The sequence below is a fragment of the Parafrankia soli genome, assembly GCF_001854695.1.
GTDB lineage: Bacteria > Actinomycetota > Actinomycetes > Frankiales > Frankiaceae > Parafrankia > Parafrankia soli.
The window spans coordinates 24148-42661 of record NZ_MAXA01000202.1; the positions used below are offsets into that span (position 1 = coordinate 24148).

The window sequence follows — 18514 nt, forward strand, 5'->3', positions numbered from 1 at the left end:
GGCATCGGCTGATGAGCACCGCTCCGGTGGCCGCGCCCCACGCGGGCAACGGCACGACACCTGACGGCACGACGGCCGGCATCGCGGCCGGCACGGCGGCGGGCGCCGCCGCGGGGGCCGCCGACGTCGGCGAGCTCGCGCGGCGCACACTCGCGTTCGTGCGCGACGAGGTGCTGCCGGTCGAGCGCGAGCTGATCGTCGCGGGCCGGCACATGGACGACGACGTCCGTGTCGGCCTGCAGCGGGCGGCCCGCGCGGCGGGCGTCTTCGGGCCGCTGACGCCGGTCGCGCTCGGCGGGCTCGGCCTGGACAACGCCGGTCTCGCGGAGGTGCTCGAGGCCGCCGGGACGAGCCTCATCGGCCCGATCGCCGTGAACTGCGCGGCGCCCGACGACGGGAACATGCACCTGCTCGCCGACGTCGCGACGCCGAGCCAGGCCGAGCGCTACCTGCACCCGCTGCTGCGGGGCGAGACACGCTCGGCGATCGCGCTCACCGAGCCGGCGCCGGGCGCGGGCTCGGACCCGTCGATGGTCCGCACGACGGCGGCCCAGGTCGACGGCGGCTGGGTCATCGACGGGGCGAAGCACTTCATCACCGGGGCCGAGGGCGCCGCGTTCACGATCTGCATCGCCCGCACCGAGGGCGGCACCACCATGTTCCTGGTCGACCAGGACAACCCCGGCCTGACGGTCGGACGGCGGATGCCCACCCTGGACCACAGCGCCCCGGGCGGGCACTGCGAGGTGACGTTCGCCGACTGTTTCGTCACCGACGAGGCGGTACTCGGCGACGTCGGCGCCGGGCTGCGCTACGCCCAGGTGCGGCTGGCCCCGGCCCGGCTCGCGTTCTGCATGAGCTGGCTGGGGATCGCCGTCCGGGCGCACGGCATGGCGGCCGAGTGGATCCAGCGCCGGAGCTCGTTCGGCCGGCCGATCTCCGAGCACGGCATGGCCCAGGCGCACGTCGCCGACAACGAGATCGACATCGCCGCCGCCCGCGCCCTGGTCCGCTCGGTGGCCCGGGTGCTCGACGAGCAGGGTGTGGCCAGCTCCGCCGCGCGGCACGGCGCCGCGATCGCCAAGACGTTCGTCGCCGAGGCGGTGTGGCGGGTCCTGGACCGGGTCGTGCAGCTCTACGGCGGCCTCGGGATCTGCGAGGACCACCTGGTGGCGCGCTTCCTCGTCGAGGCCCGCGGGTTCCGCATCTACGAGGGCTCGTCCGAGGTCCTGCGCACCTCCATCGCCAAGCGGGTGCTGCGGGCCCACCAGCCGGCCACCATCGGAGAGGAGACACGGTGACACCGACGTCCGCACCGACCACGGCGACCAGTCCCGGCCAGTCCAGTCCCGGCCAGCCCGGCGCGGCGGCGGGTGGGGAGAGCCGGCCCGGTCCGTTCGCCATCTTCGGCCCGGCCACCGCCGACCCGGGCGCGCCCGACCTCGAGCGCATCCGGGAGATCGCGAACGCGATCGTGCCGTTCCGGCGGTTCGTCGGCATCGACATCACCGAGATCGACACGGAGCGCTCGGTGGTGGAGATCCCCGACCGGCCCGACCTCACCAACCAGCTCGGCACCGTGCACGCCGGCGCACTGTTCCTGGCCGCCGACCTCGCCGGCGCCGCGGCGGTGGCCGGGGCGCTCGCGCCGCGGCTGAGCCGGTTCGAGTACCTCGTCGTCCGCGACGCCCGCTCGACGTTCCGCAAGCCGGCCAACGGGCGGGTGCGCGCGATCGGCCTGGTCGACGAGCGGGAGGCGCGCCGCGTCCTGGCCGGCACCGGGCCGGAGCGGTTCGACCTCGACGTCAGGGCGCTGCTCTACGACGACGCCGACGTGCTCGTCGCCCGGTTCCACTTCGACTACGCCTGCGCGATCGCCGGAGACTGACGATGCCGACCACCGAGTCGACTACCCCCGCCGACCCCACCGGAGCCGCACCGCCCACCGCTCCCAGCGGCGGCACCGGTGCCGGTGCCGGTGCCGCCCGTCCGAGCGCGGCCGCCGGCCCGGAGAAGGTGCCGGTGCCGGTCTCCAGCGGGATCACACTCATGGTCCGGGCGATGGCGCAGCCCGACCCGATGGCGCCCGTCGTGCTGCTGCTGCCGGCGATGGCCCTCAAGGCGAAGTTCTACCTGCCGATGGCCAGGGCTCTGTTCGCGGCGGGCCTGTCGGTGGCCACCCTCGACCAGCGCGGGTACGGCGAGAGCACGCCCGGCCTGCGCGAGCAGCCGAACTTCGGCTACCGCGAGCTGATCGAGGTCGACATGCCCGCGGCCGTCGGTGCCGTCCGGGCCCGCTTCCCCGGGGCCCCGCTGTACCTGTTCGGCCACAGCCTCGGCGGTCAGCTCGCCCTCTTCCACGCGGCGGCCGCGCCGGGCGAGATCGCCGGCGTCGTGACGATCGGCACCGGCACCCCGTACTGGAAGGCGTTCGGACGTCGCAACTGGTTCGAGGCGTTCTGGAAGATCCAGACCATCGGCCTGGTCGCCCGGGTGCGCGGGTACTGGCCCGGCGGAATGCTCATCGGCGGCGCGATGGCCGGCCAGGTGATGGTCGACTGGGCGCGCCAGTCCCGGACGAGCAGGTGCCGTCCCAGGGGCTCGACGCGGCGCCACGACGACGCGCTGCGCGCGCTGGACCGGCGGGTGCTGGCGATCTCGCTGGACGACGACCGGCTCGGTCCCAGCTCGAACGTGGACTTCCTCTGCTCGCGGATGCCCGCGGCGCGGCTGACCCGGTGGCACGTCGTGGAGTCCTCCGGGGTCGCCCACCGCGACCACTTCGCCTGGATCAAGGACAGCGCGGTCATCGGCCGGGCCGCGGCGAGCTGGATCACCAGCGGGCGACTGCCCGCCGAGCAGGCCGGTGGAGAGGGGAACGGGCGATGAGCAGGACACGGCTGACGGTCCTGGGTGACAGCTTCGCGGAGGGCCGCGGCGACCCGCGGCCCGGCGGCGGCTACGCCGGCTGGGTGCCCCGGTTCGCCGAGCTGTTCGGGATCCCGCACGGCGGCTACCGCAACCTCGGCACCCACCAGGCCACCACGCGGCACATCCTGGAGCACCAGGTGCCGGCCGCCCTGGTCACCAAGGCCACCGTGATCGGCGTCATCGGCGGGGTCAACGACCTGGTCAGCGACTACGAGCCGGCCCGGTTCCGGCGCAACCTCGCCGCGGTCCTCGGCCGGCTCGCCGGCCCGGACACCGTGCTGTTCACCGCCACCTATCCCGACATTCCCGGGAACCTGGCCGTCCCGGCGTCCTTCCGGGCGCTGCTGCGCGACCGGTTCGCGCAGGCCAACGCCTACCTGCAGGAGGCGGCGGCCGCCACCGGCGCCGTGTGCCTGGACATCGCCGCGGCCACCGAGTGGCGCGGCCGGGCGCTGTGGGATCCGGACGGGCTGCACCCGAACCCGGCCGGGCACCGCCACTTCGCCGAGACCATGGCCGACCACCTCGGCCGCCACACCGGCATGGCGCCGGTCGGCCGCGAGCCGGCGGGTGTCGGAGCCGGCGCGGGCGGCGGGCTGCTGTCCTACTGATCCACCCACCTGCCCCACCAACGCCACCACCCCCGCGCACCCAGCTCAGCACAGCACGTCCAGCGAGCACAGCGCGTCCAGCCAGCCCGGCCCGTGCGGCCGGTCCGGCTGGTCCGGCGCGCCCGAAACCAGCCGAACTTACGTTCCGAAAGGGTCATCGTGAGCGAGAGCGGACCGCCTCGGCGACTGGCCGACACTCCCATCGCCATAGTCGGAATGGCGGGCCTCTTCCCGCACGCCCACGACTTCCGGGAGTTCTGGCAGAACATCGTCGACGCCCGGGACTGCATCGAGGACATCCCGGCCAGTCGCTGGAACATCGACGACTACTACGACACCGACCCGACCGTGCCGGACCGCACGTACTCCCGGCGCGGCGGGTTCGTGCCCGACGTCGCCTTCGACCCGCTGGAGTTCGGGCTGCCCCCGAACCAGCTCGAGGTCACCAGCACCCTGCAGACGCTGAGCCTCGTCGTCGCGCGCGACCTGCTGCGCGACGCCGGCGCCCACTCGGCACACTTCGCTGACGGGGCGGACTGGTACGACGCCGACTCGACCGGCGTCGTGCTCGGTGTGACCGGGCCCGTCCCGCTGATGCACCCGCTCGCCGCCCGGCTGACGACGCCGGTGCTGCGCGAGGTCGTGCGGGCCTGCGGGCTGACCGAGGACGACGCGCAGGCCATCGCCACCCGCTACGCCGAGGCGTTCGCGCCCTGGGAGGAGAACTCCTTCCCCGGTCTGCTGGCGAACGTCACCGCCGGGCGGATCGCGAACCGGCTCGGCCTCGGCGGGATGAACTCCACCGTCGACGCCGCCTGCGCGGCCTCGCTCTCCGCGGTGCGGATGGCGATCGCCGAGCTGGTCGACGGCCGCGCCGACATGATGATCGCCGGTGGAGCCGACACCGAGAACTCGATCTTCGGGTACATGTGCTTCAGCAAGACCCAGGCGCTGTCGAAGTCCGACCGGATCCGCCCGTTCGACGAGGGCGCCGACGGCACGCTCATCGGCGAGGGCATCGGCATGCTCGCCCTGCGCCGCCTCGCCGACGCCGAACGCGACGGCAACCGGATCTACGCGGTCATCCGCGGCATCGGCTCGGCCAGCGACGGGCGCTCGAAGAGCATCTACGCGCCGCGGGCCGAGGGCCAGGAACGCGCACTGCGCCGCGCCTACGCCGACGCCGACTGCTCGCCCGCCTCGGTGGAGCTGTTCGAGGCGCACGCGACCGGCACCGCGGTCGGTGACCGCACCGAGCTGACCGCGCTGGACGCCATCCTGCGCGAGGCCGCCGGGGACGAGGCCCGCTTCGCCGCGATCGGCAGTGTCAAGTCGCAGATCGGGCACACCAAGGGCGCGGCCGGCACCGCCAGCCTGATGAAGCTGGCGCTCAGCCTCTACCAGAAGACGCTGCCGCCGACGATCAACGTCGAACGGCCCAGCGGCCCGCTCGCCGACGACAACACCCCGCTGTACGTCAACACCCACACCCGGCCGTGGGTCCGCGACCCGCGGCGCCCGGTGCGGCGCGCGGCGGCGTCCGCGATGGGCTTCGGCGGGACGAACTTCCATGTCGTGCTGGAGGAGCACCGGGCTGAGCGGCCCGCGACCGGCCTGCTGCACCGCACCGCCCGCGCCTGGCTGTGGCACGCGCCCGACCCGGCGGCGCTGCGCGCGGCCCTCGCCGCCGGCGAGCCGCCCACCGACGGACTGATCCCCGCTGACCATGCCAGGGTCGGGTTCGTCACCCCGGCCGCCAACCCCGACGGCGGGGCCGCCGACGGCGCGGACCTGCGCCGCATCGCGCTCGAGCAGCTGGCCGCGGCGCCCGATGCCGAGCAGTGGACGCACCCGGCCGGCGTGTACTACCGCCGCCGGGCGCTGCCCGACCCGCGGGTGGGCGCGCTGTTCGCCGGGCAGGGCAGCCAGTACCTGGAGATGGGCCTGGACGCCGCCCTCGGCGTCCCGACCGTCGCGCAGGCGCTCGACGACGCGAACGCCGTGTTCGCCGACGACGACGCGCGGCTGGCCGCCGTGATGTACCCGCCGCCCGTCCTGGACCCGCAGGTTCGCCAGGAACAGGAGTCACGGCTGCGGGCCACCCGGTACGCGCAGCCGGCGATCGGCGCGCTGTCCGCCGGGCAGTTCCGCTACCTGCGGGAGCTCGGCCTGGACTGCGCCGGCTACCTCGGCCACAGCTTCGGCGAGCTGACCGCCCTGTGGGCGGCCGGCGCCCTCGACGACACCGAGTTCTTCCGGCTGGCCCGGGCCCGCGGCGCCGCGATGGCGCCCCCGGACCCGGCCACCGGCGGGAACGCCGGCGACGGGAACGCCGCCGGCGGCGACCCGGGCACGATGGCCGCCGTCCAGGCGAGCCGGGAGCAGATCACCGAGATCCTCACCGACTTCCCCGACGTCGTCGTGTGCAACAACAACGCCCCCGACCAGGTGGTCGTCGGCGGGGGGACGCAGGCCGTGGAGGCGGTGGTCGAGGAGCTGGCCCGGCGCGGGATGACCGGCCGGCTGCTGCCCGTCTCGGCCGCGTTCCACACCCGCTACGTCGCCCACGCGGTCGAGCGGTTCGCCCAGGACCTGGCGCAGGCCCGCATCGGCGCCCCGGCCGCTCCGGTGTACGCGAACACGGCGGGCGCCGCCTACGGCCCCGACGCCGACGCGAACCGGGCCGTGCTCGCCGGCCAGCTGCTCGCCCCGGTCGACTTCGTCGCCGGGGTCACGGCGATGCGCGCCGCCGGGTGCAACATYTTCGTCGAGTTCGGCCCCAAGCAGGTGCTGGCCCAGCTCACCCGGCGCATCCTCGACGACGCGCCGGTCACGGTCGTCTCCACCGACGGCGGCCCGCTGCGTGACGGCGACGTCGTGCTCAAGCAGGCCGCGGTGCAGCTCGCCGTGCTGGGCCTGCCGCTGGCGGACATCAACCGCCACGACGCGACGGCCGGCGCCGAGGGCGACACCGAGCAGCCGCGGCGCGCGGCGATGACGGTCACACTCACCGGCGCCGAGTACGTGCCGCAGTCCCGCCGGGCCCTTTACCAGGCGGGTCTGACCGACGGCTTCCAGGTCTCCGCGGTCGCGGCGGCCATGAACGGCGGGCCGGCGGCCGTGGCCACGCCGCCCGCCGCCCCGGCCGAGCCGGTTCCGGCCCCGCAGCCCGCGCTCACCGCGGCCGCGCCGGCGGCGGCCGAGCTGCCCGCGGTTCCCGCGGTGGCCGGGTCACCCGCGGCCGCCGGCCGGCCCGCAGGCTCCGCGCCGGTTCCGGCGGCCGCGGCGCTCGGCGCGGGTCCGGCCGGCGCCGGGGTCAGTGAGGCCGTCGCCCTGCACCTCGACCTGCACGGGCGCTACCTGGACGGCCAGCTCCGGGTCACCGAGGAGCTGGTGGGCCTGCTGCGCGACGGCGCCCAGAACGGTGACCAGGCCGGCTGGGTGCCCGCCGCGGTCGAGCAGGTCCGGGACCAGAGCCTCGCGGCGGGTCGGGCACACGTCCACGCCAACGAGGTCCTCGCCGCGCTGGCCGGCCTCGAGCTCGCGGCAGGCGGGCATGCCCCGGCAGCGCCGGCCGCGGGTGCGCCCGCCCGGGTGGGGCTCGCCCCCCGTTCCACCAGCGCCGCCGGGCCGGCCGCCCTCGCACCGCCGCCCGCCGCGCCCACTGTGCCCGCCCCGGTGATCGCCGACGCACCCGCGACGGTGCCCGCCGACTCCGCCGGCCCTGTCGCGGTACCCGCTCAACCGACGGGCAACGGCCACCATCCCCACCAGCCCGGCACCCTGATACCGGCCGCTGCCCCACTCCCCGCCGATGTGTGGCGGGTGAGTGAGTCCATGGACTCACTCACCCGCCACACATCCTCAGAGGGGGCTGAGGCTCGGCCGGCGGCCGGGCCGGATGAGGCCGGGGTGCGTACCGCGCTGCTCGGGGTCGTCGCCGACCGCACCGGCTACCCCGCCGAAATGATCGACACCGGCATGGACCTCGAAGCCGACCTCGGCGTCGACTCCATCAAACGAGTCCAAATCCTCGGCGCCCTCCAGGAGCACTTCCCCACCCTCCCCAGCGCCGGCCCCGAAACCCTCGCCGAAATGCGCACCCTCAACCACATCACCGACTACGTCCTCACCTCGCTCGCCGCCGGCGCACCCCCAGCCGCTTCGACGCCACCGAACAGCACGCTCAACGGCAGCCCCGCCGCAGCCCCCGGGGTCGACCCGGACACCGTCCGCACCGCGCTGCTCGGCGTCGTCGCCGACCGCACCGGCTACCCCGCCGAAATGATCGACACCGGCATGGACCTCGAAGCCGACCTCGGCGTCGACTCCATCAAACGAGTCCAAATCCTCGGCGCCCTCCAGGAGCACTTCCCCACCCTCCCCAGCGCCGGCCCCGAAACCCTCGCCGAAATGCGCACCCTCAACCACATCACCGACTACGTCCTCACCTCCCTGGGTCCGGTGAACCCGGCCCCGGACGGCGCCCCGAACGGCACCTCCCCAAAAGGAGATCAGCCGAAAGGAGGTGAGCCGACCGGAACGGCCGGCCTGAACGGTCATCACGCCGCCGGCCACGGCGATGACGCCGTACTGCCCCACCGGCCGGTCGAGCTGGTGCCGGCGGCGCCGGTCGACATCCTCGGCGCCACCCCGTTCGGCGCCGACCCGGTCGCCGTGCTCATCGACGCGACCGGCCACGACGCGCCGGCGCCTGAGCTGACGGCACTCGCCGACGGGCTGACCGCCCGCGGGTTCGCCGTCCGCACCGTGCGGCTGCCCGGCCACGGCGGGACGGCCGGCGACGGCGCCGAGCAGGCCGACCCGCTCGACGGGTGGGACGCGGCCGAGGTCGAGCAGGCCCTGGCCGGCGCGCTCGGTGGCGACGGTGCCGTCGACCTGTGCGCCCTGCTGATCGCCGCGAACGGCGGCGACGGCGCCTGGGCGGCGGGGATCCGGCGGCTCGCCGACACCGTCCTGGTCGCCAAGCACGCCGCCGGGCCGCTGTCGCGAGCCGCGGCGCGCGGCGGGCGGGCGGCGTTCTGCGCCGTCACCCGGCTGGACGGCGGCCTGGGACTGCGCGGCGACGCGCCGGCGGTGGAGCGCCTCGTCGGCGGTGCGGCAGGCGTGGTCAAGACGCTGCTGCGCGAGGAGCCTGCGCTGTTCTGCCGCGCGTTGGACCTCCACCCCGCCCACGCCCCGGCCGCGGTCGCGGAGCTGGTTCTCACCGAGCTGTGGGACGCGGCGACCGACCTGGCCGAGGTAGGCCTGGACGCGACGGGAGCGCGCTGGACCGTCCGGCCCGGGCCCTTCGGCGACCGGGCCGCACAGGCCGAGGACCGGGAGGCCGGCACCGGCGCCACCCTCCCGGTCCTCGGCCCCGACGACATCATCGTCGTGACCGGCGGGGCACGCGGGGTCACCGCGGACTGCGTGCGTGCCCTCGCGGCGCGGACCCGGGCCCGGTTCGTCCTGCTCGGCCGCACGGCGGCCGACAGCGACCCCGAGTGGGCGACCGGCGTCGCCGACGGCGGCCTGCTCGCCGCCGCCGCGGCGGCCCTGGCCGCGCAGGCCGGTCCTGGCGGGCCGCGCCCGACGCCCCGCCAGGCCGAGGCGGCCCGCCGCGACGTCCTGGCCCGCAGGGAGATCCGGGACACCCTGGCCGCGCTCACCGCGGCCGGCTCCGACGCCGAGTACCTGGCCGTGGACATCGCCGACCGGGACGCGGTGCGCGCCGCGCTGGAGCCCTACCGGGGCCGCGCCGCCGCCCTGGTGCACGGCGCGGGCGCGCTGGCCGACAGCGCGCTGACCGCCAAGACGCCCGACGCGGTCCGCCGCGTGCTCACGCCCAAGCTGACCGGGCTGCGCAACGTCCTCGACGCGCTCGGCGACGGGCCGGGCTCGCCCCTGCGCCACCTGGTGCTGTTCGCCTCGGTGGCCGGGCTGATGGGCAATCCCGGCCAGGCCGACTACGCCGCGGCGAACGAGGCGCTGGGCCGCCTCGCCGCGGGTTGGAAGCACGCCGACCGCGGCCGGCACGTCACCGCGATCGACTGGGGTGCCTGGGACGGCGGCATGGTCGACGCCGACCTGCGGGAGCTCTTCCGCTCCCGCGGCGTCGCCCTGATCGACCGGACGGCGGGCGCCGAGGCGTTCGCCGAGCAGTTCGAGCCGGCCCGGGTGGACGACGTGTGCGTCCTGGTCGGCTCCGCCGAGGCGCTGACCGGCGGGTCCGACGTCCGCCCCGCCCCGGCGCTGGTCGCCCGCCGCGAGCTGCGCGAGATCGCCGAGCACCCGGTCATCCGGGACCACCAGGTAGGCGGCTTCCCCGTCCTGCCGGCGACGTTCGGGCTCGGCTGGCTGGTCAACGTGGTCGAGCGGGCCCACCCGGGGCTGACGGTGGTCGAGGCCCGCGGGTTCGACGTCCACAAGGGCGTCGTGTTCGACGGGACGGGCGAGCTGGCGTTCCAGGTGCACACCGCGGCGGCCGAGCGCGAGGGCGCCGGCACGGGCGGACGGGTCGTCGTGAAGGCGAGCGTGCGCAGCCCCGGCGCGTTGCCGGCCGGGCTGTCGCGCTACGCCGCCACGCTGGTGCTCGCCGCCGCCCCGCCGGCTCCCGCCGAGGTCGAGGACTGGCCCCGGCTCGAAGCCGAGTGGACGGCGCCCGGCCCCGAGGACGGCCTGGAGATCTACACCGGCGCGACGCTGTTCCACGGCCCGCTGCTGCAGGGCATCCGACGGATCGTGGCGCGCGGCGACGACCGGCTGGTCGTCGAATGCCGCCTGGACGGCGCGGAGGTGGGCCGGGGCGCGTTCGCCGGCGCCCTGCACGACCCGGTGCTGGCCGACCTGCTGCTGCACGGCCCGTCCGTGCTCGGCCGGTGGCTGACCGGCCAGGCATGCCTGCCGCTGGCAGTCGGCCGGATCGACTACCGCGCGCCGCTGCCCGCCGGCGAGCCGTTCGCCGTGGTGATCGACGGCGCGGTGGTGCGCGACACCGGGGTCACCAACCGGGTGACCGCGGTCGGGCGCGACGGGCGGATCCTCGTCCGCCTGCACGACGTGGCGATGGTCGGGACGCCCGACATGGCCGCGAAGTTCGCCGAGGGCACCGCGAGCTGGCACAAGAAGGAGGTGTCCGCATGACAGTCGAGATGACCGGACCGGCCCTCGCGACACCGTTCGTCGCGGAGGACGACGAACTGTCGTTCTACGGGGAGCCCTTCGACAGCCTGCGACTGACCGCCATGGGACCGACAGCCGCGGCGCCGTCCACACCAGCACCACCCACGCCAGCGCCGCCCACGGCCCCGCAACCCGCCGCGGCGGCGGCCGGCCCCGCACCGCGGATCGCGGATGTCGTCCGCGAGGTGCGCGCGGTCGTGGTGGCCGCCCACGAGTCGGCGCTGAACGCGCAGCTCGCGCTCACCCGGCTCACTCTCGCGGGTCCCGGCCGGCCGTTGGCAGCCGGCTCGCAGGCGCTCGTCCTTCCGCCGGCCGCCGCGGCCGCGGGCGTTCCAGCTGTGGCGGCCGGGCCGGTTGCTCCGGACGTCGCGCCGACGGATCCGGTCACGACGGAGGCGGCGTTCAAGCCGCTCGCCCGCTCCGGGCGCCGGGAGCTCACCGACGCCGACCTGGCCGCGCTGAGCCGCGGCGAGGTGGCCGGCGTCTTCGGCCCGGCCTACGACCAGGAGGGCGTCAACCCGGACGTTCGGCTCACCGACCCCGGCGAGGCGGCCCTGCTCACCTGGGTGGCGGACCTGCGGCTGCGCGGCGGGAGCCGCACCGCGGGCTCGCTGCACGCCGGGCTGCGTGCGCTGCCCGGCACGGCCGCGCCCGGCTCGTTCGCCGGAGCGGCCGGGTCCGGTTCGCTGGCCGACGCGCTCCAGGCGGCGGCCGCGCAGGCCGCCAAGGTGTTCGCCCTCTACGCCGGCCTGCACCTGTGCCTGGCGGACGCCCGGTTCGTCGCCGGCCCGCCGGCCGAGGACGCCGACGGCGGCCCGCGCACCGGCGCGCGGCCGCCCGCCCCGACGGTGGCCCTCACCGCCGACGGCGGGGGCTGGGACGGCACCGGCGGCGAGCTCGTCCTCGACGTCACCGCCATCGACCTGATCCCGCGGCCCTGGCTCGCCGTGCGCGCGCTGGTCCACGCGGGCGGCCGGCTGGTCGCCGAGGTCCGCGACGTCGCGGTCACCGTGCGGGAGCGGCCGGGCGCGCCGGTCGGCGCCGACCACGGCGGGGCCGTCACCGCGTTCCTGGGCCGGCGCACCGCGGCCGGCGAGCGGGCGCTGCTCAGCGAGTTCCACATGGCCCACTGCGCACGCGGCGACCAGGGCGTCGGCCTCGGGCCCGAGTTCGCCGCCTACCGGGGGCGACGTGCGACCCGGCTGCCCGGCGGCGGCCTGCGCCTCGTCGACCGGGTGATGGCGATGGACTCGCGGCGCGGTGACCTGCGCGGCGGGGCGACGCACGTCACCGAGTACGACGCGGCGGCCGACTGCTGGTACTTCACCGAGACGGCGAACGCGTCCATGCCGAACTGCGTCTACATGGAGACCAGCCTGCAGGCCGCGCTGATGCTGGGCTACTACCTCGGCGCCACGCTGGCCGAGCCGGCGGAGGACTACAGCCTGCGCAACCTCGGCGGCAGCGCGACCGTGCTGCGGGAGGTCGACCTGCGCGACGCCACGATCCGCCAGCACTCGACGCTGCTGTCGACCAACCCGATGCCCGGCACGGCCCTGCAGGACTTCTCCTACGAGCTCGCCGTCGACGGCGAGCCGTTCTACACCGGCGAGTCGATGTTCGGCTACTTCAACGCCCCGGCGCTGGCCCGCCAGACCGGCCTGGACGGCGGCCGCCTCGAGCCGACCTGGCTGGACGCGCTCGACGAACGGGAGCGCCCACCGATCCGGATGATCGATGTGGCCGCCCGCCGCGCCGACCCGGCCGCGCCGCTGTGCGCCCGCGGCCACCTGGCGCTGCTCGACGACGTCGAGGTGGTGGACGGCGGCGGCCGGTTCGGGCAGGGCTACCTGCGCGCCGTGCGGCCGATCGACCCGGCGGACTGGTTCTTCGCCCGGCACTTCTACCTCGACCCGGTCATCCCCGGCTCGCTCGGGGTGGAGGCGGTCATCCAGGCCATGCAGGAGTGGGTCATCGACGCCGGGCACCTCGCCGGCCTCACCCGGCCCGGGTTCGTGCTACCCGTGGGCGTGCCCCTGCAGTGGAAGTACCGCGGCCAGCTCCTGCCCACCGACGGGACGTTCACCCTGGAGGTGCACATCAAGGACGTCAGCCACCGGCCCGGACGGGTCCGCGTCACCGCCGACGCGAGCCTGTGGAAGCCGACGATGCGCATCTACGAGCTGATTGACGTGGCCGTGGAGCTGCGTGACGAGGGCGCGCCGTCATGGTGACCCCGGTCGCGCCCGCCCCCCGCGCCGCGGCGGCCCGGCCGGCCACGGCCCACCCCGGCGCGGCCGGGGCACTCGCCCGGCGGCCGGCCGACATCCACCGGGTGCTCGCCGATCTGGAGCGGCCCTGCTACGTCGTGCAGGACGCGGCTGGGCTCGGCGTCACCGGCGACGAGCGGGTCGCCGCGGCGGCCGGGCGGGTCCTGGCCGCGGTCGGCCCGCTGCCGCCGGAGCGCCTCGGCGCCCCGGCGTTCCGCCGCGACCACCAGGTCGCCCAGGCGTACATGGCCGGGTCGATGGCTAACGGCATCGCGTCGGCCGACCTGGTCGTCGCGCTGGCCCGGGCGGGCTTCCTGGCCTCGTTCGGCGCGGCCGGCGTCGTCGCCGCCCGGGTCGACGACGCGCTGGCCGACATCCGCCGGCGGGCACCGGGCCTGGCGTTCGGCTGCAACCTGATCCACAGCCCGACCGAGGCGGCGATGGAGCGCGACGTCGTCGACGCCTGCCTGCGCCACCAGGTGCGCTGCGTCGAGGCGTCGGCGTTCCTGGACCTCACCCCGCAGGTGGTGCGCTACCGGGTCGCCGGGCTGCGCCGCGGCCCCGACGGCCGGGTCGTCGCCGACAACCGGGTCGTCGCCAAGGTGTCGCGCACCGAGGTCGCCGAGTTGTTCCTGCGGCCCGCGCCGGCCGCGCTGGTCCGTCCGCTGGTGGAGCAGGGGCTGGTCAGCGCCGAGCAGGCGGAGCTGGCGGCGACGGTGGCGATGGCCGACGACATCACCGGCGAGGCCGACTCCGGCGGGCACACCGACCGCCGGCCGCTGCCCGTCCTGCTGCCCGAGCTGCTCGCGCTGCGCGCCAGCCTGCGCCGCGACTCCGGGGCGCGCACGGTGCGGATCGGGGCGGCCGGCGGGCTCGGCACCCCGCGCGCCGTCGCCGCCGCGTTCACGCTCGGCGCCGACTACGTGGTCACCGGCTCGGTGAACCAGGCCTCCGTCGAGGCGGCGCAGTCGCCGGCCACCAAGACGCTGCTGGCGCAGGCCGGGGTCACCGACTGCGTCCAGGCGCCGTCGGCGGACATGTTCGAGATCGGCGCGGACGTCCAGGTGCTCGGCCGGGGCACCATGTTCGCGTCGAAGGCCCGCCGGCTCTACGACCTGTACCGCCGTTTCGACGGGCTCGACGAGATCCCCGCCGACGAGCGCGCCGGCCTGGAACAGCGGATCTTCCGCCGGTCCCTCGACGAGGTCTGGGCGGACACCGTCACCTTCTTCAGCACCCGCGACCCCGAGCAGATCGAACGCGCCCGAGAGAGCCCGAAGCGGCGGATGGCGCTGGTCTTCCGCTGGTATCTCGGCCTGTCGTCGGGCTGGAGCATCACCGGCGTCCCGGACCGGGTCGCCGACTACCAGATCTGGTGCGGCCCGGCGATGGGCGCCTTCAACACCTGGGTGCGCGCCAGCGCGCTCGAGCCGCTGGCGAACCGGCACGCCGCCGTGATCGCCGCCGAGCTGATGCGCGGCGCCGCGTTCACCAGCCGGGCCGCCGCGCTGGCCCAGGCCGGCGTCCGGCTGCCGGCGCTCGCCACGACCTACGTGCCGCGGCCGCACCTGCCGCGACCAGATTCCGATCCGGGAGAGCAGGCACCATGACAGCATCGGCAACCCGGCAACGGCCCGAGGCGGATCTCGGGACGGCGGAATGGCTCGTCTGCGACGGCTGCCGCCGGATGATCTACGGCCGGCGGTTCGCCCGCGGCGGGCACGTCTGCCCCGAATGCGGCTGGCACGCCCGGCTGACCGCGACGCAGCGGATCGCGCTGCTGCTCGACGAGGACTCCGTCGAGGTGGTCGACACCCCGGTCACCGCGGCCGACCCGCTGCAGTTCGTCGACACCCGCCCGTACGCCGACCGGCTGCGCTCGGCTCGGGCGTCCACCGGGCTGCCCGAGGGGGTCGTGGTGGCCCGCGGACGGATCGAGGGTGCCCCGGTCGTCACCGCGGTGATGGACTTCCGCTTCCTCGGCGGCAGCCTCGGCGCCGCCGTCGGCGAGGCGATCACCGGCGCCTGTGAGATCGCGCTGCGCGAGCGCACCCCGCTGCTGCTGGTGACCGCCTCCGGCGGCGCGCGGATGCAGGAGGGCGCGCTGTCGCTGATGCAGATGGCGAAGACGGCCCAGGCGATCGGCCAACTCGACGAGGCCGGCATCCTCACCGTCTCCCTCATCACCGACCCGACGTTCGGCGGGGTCGCGGCCTCGTTCGCGACGCTGACCGACGTCATCGTCGCCGAGCCCGGGGCACGGCTCGGTTTCGCCGGGGCGCGGGTGATCGAGCAGACCATCCGGCAGACGCTGCCACCCGGCTTCCAGACCGCGGAGTTCCTGCTGGCGCACGGCGTCGTCGACCTGATCAGCCCGCGGGCGCAGCTGCGCCCGACGCTGGCCCGCCTGTTCGGCGTCGCCACCCGCCGCCCCGGCACCGCGCCGGTCACGCCCGGCGACGGGCACAGCGCTGGCGACGGGCGCGGTGCCGGCGACAGCCGCGGCGCAAGCCACGGCGGTGACGGTGTGGTGCGGGATCCGGCGCGGCTGGCGGACCGCCATCCGTGGGAGGCCGTGCGGCTCGCCCGCAGGCTGGGCCGGCCCAGCACGCTGGACTACATCGGCGCGCTGGTCGAGGACTGGACCGAGCTGCACGGCGACCGGGCCGCCACCGACTGCCCGGCGATGGTCGCCGGGCTCGGCCGCCTCGACGGGACGCCCGTCGTCGTCATCGGCACGCAGAAGGGCCACACCGCCACCGAGCTCGCCGCCCGCTCCTACGGCATGCCCTCGCCCGGCGGCTACCGCAAGGCCGCGCGGGTGATGCGGCTGGCCGCCAAGCTGGGCCTGCCGGTGATCACCCTCATCGACACCGCCGGCGCGCACCCCGGCATCGAGGCCGAGCAGAACGGGCAGGCCGTCGCCATCGCCGAGAACCTGCGGGTGATGGCCGGGCTGCCCGTGCCCGTCGTCGCCGTCGTGACCGGCGAGGGCGGCAGCGGCGGGGCGCTGGCCCTGGCCGTCGCCAACCGGGTGCTGATGTGCGCGAACGCGATCTACTCGGTGATCAGCCCCGAGGGCTGCGCCGCCATCCTGTGGAAGGACCCGGCGGCCGGGCCGGACGCGGCCGCGGCGCTGCGGGTCGACGCCCGCGCGCTGCTGGCCGCCGGGATCGTCGACGGGGTCGTCCCCGAGCCCGACGGCGGCGCGGACGTCGACCCGCTGGCCGCCGCCGACGCGCTGCGGGCCGCTCTCACCGGCGCGCTCGCCGAGCTGACGCCGCTGGACCCGCCGACGCTGGTGACGGCCCGACGGGCCCGGTTCCGCCGTTTCGGTACCCCGGCCCCGGCGGGCGGGGCCGCCCCGGCTCCCGTCGTCCCGGCGGCACGTCCACCACTCGGCGCGGGACGGACCCATGCCGATCTCGACGATGCGAGGCGCGCGTCATGACCACGTCCACGGCCAACGGCCGGTCCACGACGACGGCGAACGGGCACGGTGACATCGGCACGGTGCTGGCGGTGCTGCGCCAGGAGGCGCTGGAGGTCGGCGCGCGCGGCGCGCGGCCGGTCAGCCGGGTGCGGGTGACCGTCGGCGACGTCTCCCTGGAGGTCGACTGGGCCGGGCCGGGCGGGACCACCGGCTCCGACGGTCCCGGTCAACACAGCACGCCCCCGCAGGCCAACGGCTCCGGCGGTCTCGGCTCAGTCAGCGCCGCGCCCAGCGACACCAACGGTTCCGCCGCGTCGGGCGCTGACGCCGGTGTTGGTGCCGCGGCACCGGCCGGTCCGGCGGACGACGACGCACTCGCGTTCGTCATCCCTGCACACACCGTCGGCGTCTTCTACCACGCGCCCGAGCCGGGCGCGGACCCGTTCGTCCGCCCCGGGGACACCGTCGTCGCCGGCCAGCAGGTCGGGATCATCGAGGCGATGAAGCTTATGATCCCGGTCGAGGCGGAGCGCGGTGGGCGGGTCCGGGAGATCCTGGTCGCCGACACCACCCCGGTGGAGTACGGCGAACCGCTGCTCACCCTCGACGTCGCCACGTCCACCGGCGGGACCTCGTGATCAAGAAGGTCCTGATCGCGAACCGCGGGGAGATCGCGCTGCGGGTCGCGCGCACCTGCCGCGAGCTGGGCATCGCCACCGTGGCCGCCCACTCGTCGGCGGACCGGGACTCCGCCGTCGTCTCCTTCGCCGACGAGTCCGTCCAGATCGGCCCGGGGCCGTCCCGGGACAGCTACCTCAACATCCCGGCGGTCGTCGAGGCCGCCCGTATCCGCGGCGCCGACGCCGTCCACCCCGGGTACGGGTTCCTCTCCGAGAATCCCGACTTCGCCGAGATCTGCGCGGCCGAGGGCCTGACGTTCATCGGCCCGCCGGCCGAGGTGATGGCCCGCCTCGGTGACAAGGCCGTCGCCCGTCGGATCATGTCCGAGGCCGGGCTGCCCCTGCTGCCCGGCAGCCGGGACACCCCCGACCACCCCGAACAGGCCGCGCAGGTGGCGGCCGAGATCGGCTACCCGGTCATCATCAAGGCGGCGGCCGGCGGCGGCGGGCGCGGGATGAGCGTCGTGCACGATCCGGACGGCTTCGAGCGCGCCTACCGGCACACCCGCTCCACCGCCCAGGCGGTGTTCGGGGACGGCCGCCTGTACGTCGAGCGTTACCTGGCCTCGGCGCGGCACGTCGAGGTCCAGGTGCTCGCCGATGCGCACGGCGCGGCCGTCCACCTGGGCGCCCGGGACTGCTCGCTGCAGCGCCGGCACCAGAAGCTGGTCGAGGAGACCCCGGCGCCGGCCCTGCCGGCCGAGATCGTCGAGCCGCTGTGCGCGGCGGCCGTGCGCGGCACCCTGGCCAGCGGGTATGTCGGCGCGGGCACCTTCGAGTTCCTCGTGGACGGCGAGGGCCGGTTCTACTTCATGGAGGTCAACTGCCGGCTGCAGGTGGAGCACCCGGTCACCGAGATGGTCACCGGGCTCGACCTGGTCGCCGAGCAGATCCGGATCGCCGCGGGCGAGCCGCTGGGCTACGGCCAGGACGACGTCGACCCGCGCGGGGTGTCGATCGAGTGCCGGATCAACGCCGAGGACCCGCGTCGCGACTTCGCCCCCGCGCCGGGTTCGCTCACCGAGTTCACCGTCCCGGCCGGCCCGTTCGTCCGCGTCGACACGCACGCCGCCCCCGGGTACCGCATCCCGGCCTACTACGACTCGTTGGTGGCGAAGGTGGTCGTCTGGGCCCCTGACCGCCCGCGGGCCCTGGCCCGGATGCGCCGTGCACTCGACGAACTGCACGCTGACGGTCCCGGTGTCGTCACCACCACGGGCTTCCTGCGCGAGCTGCTCGACCACCCCCGCTTCGTCGCCGCCGAACACGACACCGTCCTGATCGAGTCCCTGACCCGCTGACCAGAGAACCGACACCGGCGCAGGGGCCCGGATGCCGGGGTGGCCTGCCCAGGCACCCGGGGCAGGGGCGAGCCAAGCCGGGGCTGGCCCGGGCCGGGGAGCC

The 18514-nt window shown here is 75.9% G+C and carries 10 protein-coding genes; all 10 read left to right on the forward strand.

Features of this window, described 5'->3' with window-relative positions; all coding sequences use genetic code 11:
* The first annotated feature begins 11 nt into the window (after nucleotides 1-11).
* Nucleotides 12-1301, forward strand: a complete 1290-nt coding sequence (locus BBK14_RS15635) for an acyl-CoA dehydrogenase family protein (RefSeq protein ID WP_071063210.1) — start codon at nucleotides 12-14, stop codon at nucleotides 1299-1301.
* Entirely contained in the window at nucleotides 1298-1888 is a 591-nt protein-coding gene (locus BBK14_RS15640; protein ID WP_071063212.1) for a DUF4442 domain-containing protein, read from the forward strand. The genes BBK14_RS15635 and BBK14_RS15640 overlap by 4 nt, the downstream gene beginning before the upstream one ends.
* Before the next feature lie 2 nt (nucleotides 1889-1890).
* On the forward strand, nucleotides 1891-2889 hold the full coding sequence (locus BBK14_RS15645; RefSeq protein ID WP_071063214.1) for an alpha/beta hydrolase family protein: 999 nt from the start codon (nucleotides 1891-1893) through the stop codon (nucleotides 2887-2889).
* Nucleotides 2886-3542: an SGNH/GDSL hydrolase family protein gene (locus tag BBK14_RS15650; protein ID WP_071063216.1), complete on the forward strand. Its 657-nt coding sequence runs from the start codon at nucleotides 2886-2888 to the stop codon at nucleotides 3540-3542. The genes BBK14_RS15645 and BBK14_RS15650 overlap by 4 nt, the downstream gene beginning before the upstream one ends.
* A 216-nt stretch (nucleotides 3543-3758) precedes the next feature.
* Nucleotides 3759-10688 carry an SDR family NAD(P)-dependent oxidoreductase gene (locus BBK14_RS15655; protein WP_420849160.1) on the forward strand — a complete coding sequence of 2310 codons (6930 nt, stop codon included), beginning with the start codon at nucleotides 3759-3761 and terminating at the stop codon, nucleotides 10686-10688.
* Complete coding sequence (locus tag BBK14_RS15660) at nucleotides 10685-12961, forward strand: hotdog family protein (protein WP_071063218.1); 2277 nt, start codon at nucleotides 10685-10687, stop codon at nucleotides 12959-12961. The genes BBK14_RS15655 and BBK14_RS15660 overlap by 4 nt, the downstream gene beginning before the upstream one ends.
* Complete coding sequence (locus tag BBK14_RS15665) at nucleotides 12955-14607, forward strand: PfaD family polyunsaturated fatty acid/polyketide biosynthesis protein (protein WP_071063220.1); 1653 nt, start codon at nucleotides 12955-12957, stop codon at nucleotides 14605-14607. The genes BBK14_RS15660 and BBK14_RS15665 overlap by 7 nt, the downstream gene beginning before the upstream one ends.
* A complete protein-coding gene (gene accD / locus BBK14_RS15670; protein WP_071063222.1) occupies nucleotides 14604-16448 on the forward strand; it encodes an acetyl-CoA carboxylase, carboxyltransferase subunit beta in 1845 nt (614 codons plus the stop codon). The genes BBK14_RS15665 and accD overlap by 4 nt, the downstream gene beginning before the upstream one ends.
* Nucleotides 16445-17068: an acetyl-CoA carboxylase biotin carboxyl carrier protein gene (locus BBK14_RS15675; RefSeq protein WP_071063224.1), complete on the forward strand. Its 624-nt coding sequence runs from the start codon at nucleotides 16445-16447 to the stop codon at nucleotides 17066-17068. The genes accD and BBK14_RS15675 overlap by 4 nt, the downstream gene beginning before the upstream one ends.
* On the forward strand, nucleotides 17065-18411 hold the full coding sequence (locus tag BBK14_RS15680) for an acetyl-CoA carboxylase biotin carboxylase subunit (RefSeq protein ID WP_071063226.1): 1347 nt from the start codon (nucleotides 17065-17067) through the stop codon (nucleotides 18409-18411). The genes BBK14_RS15675 and BBK14_RS15680 overlap by 4 nt, the downstream gene beginning before the upstream one ends.
* The last annotated feature ends 103 nt before the right edge of the window (nucleotides 18412-18514 follow it).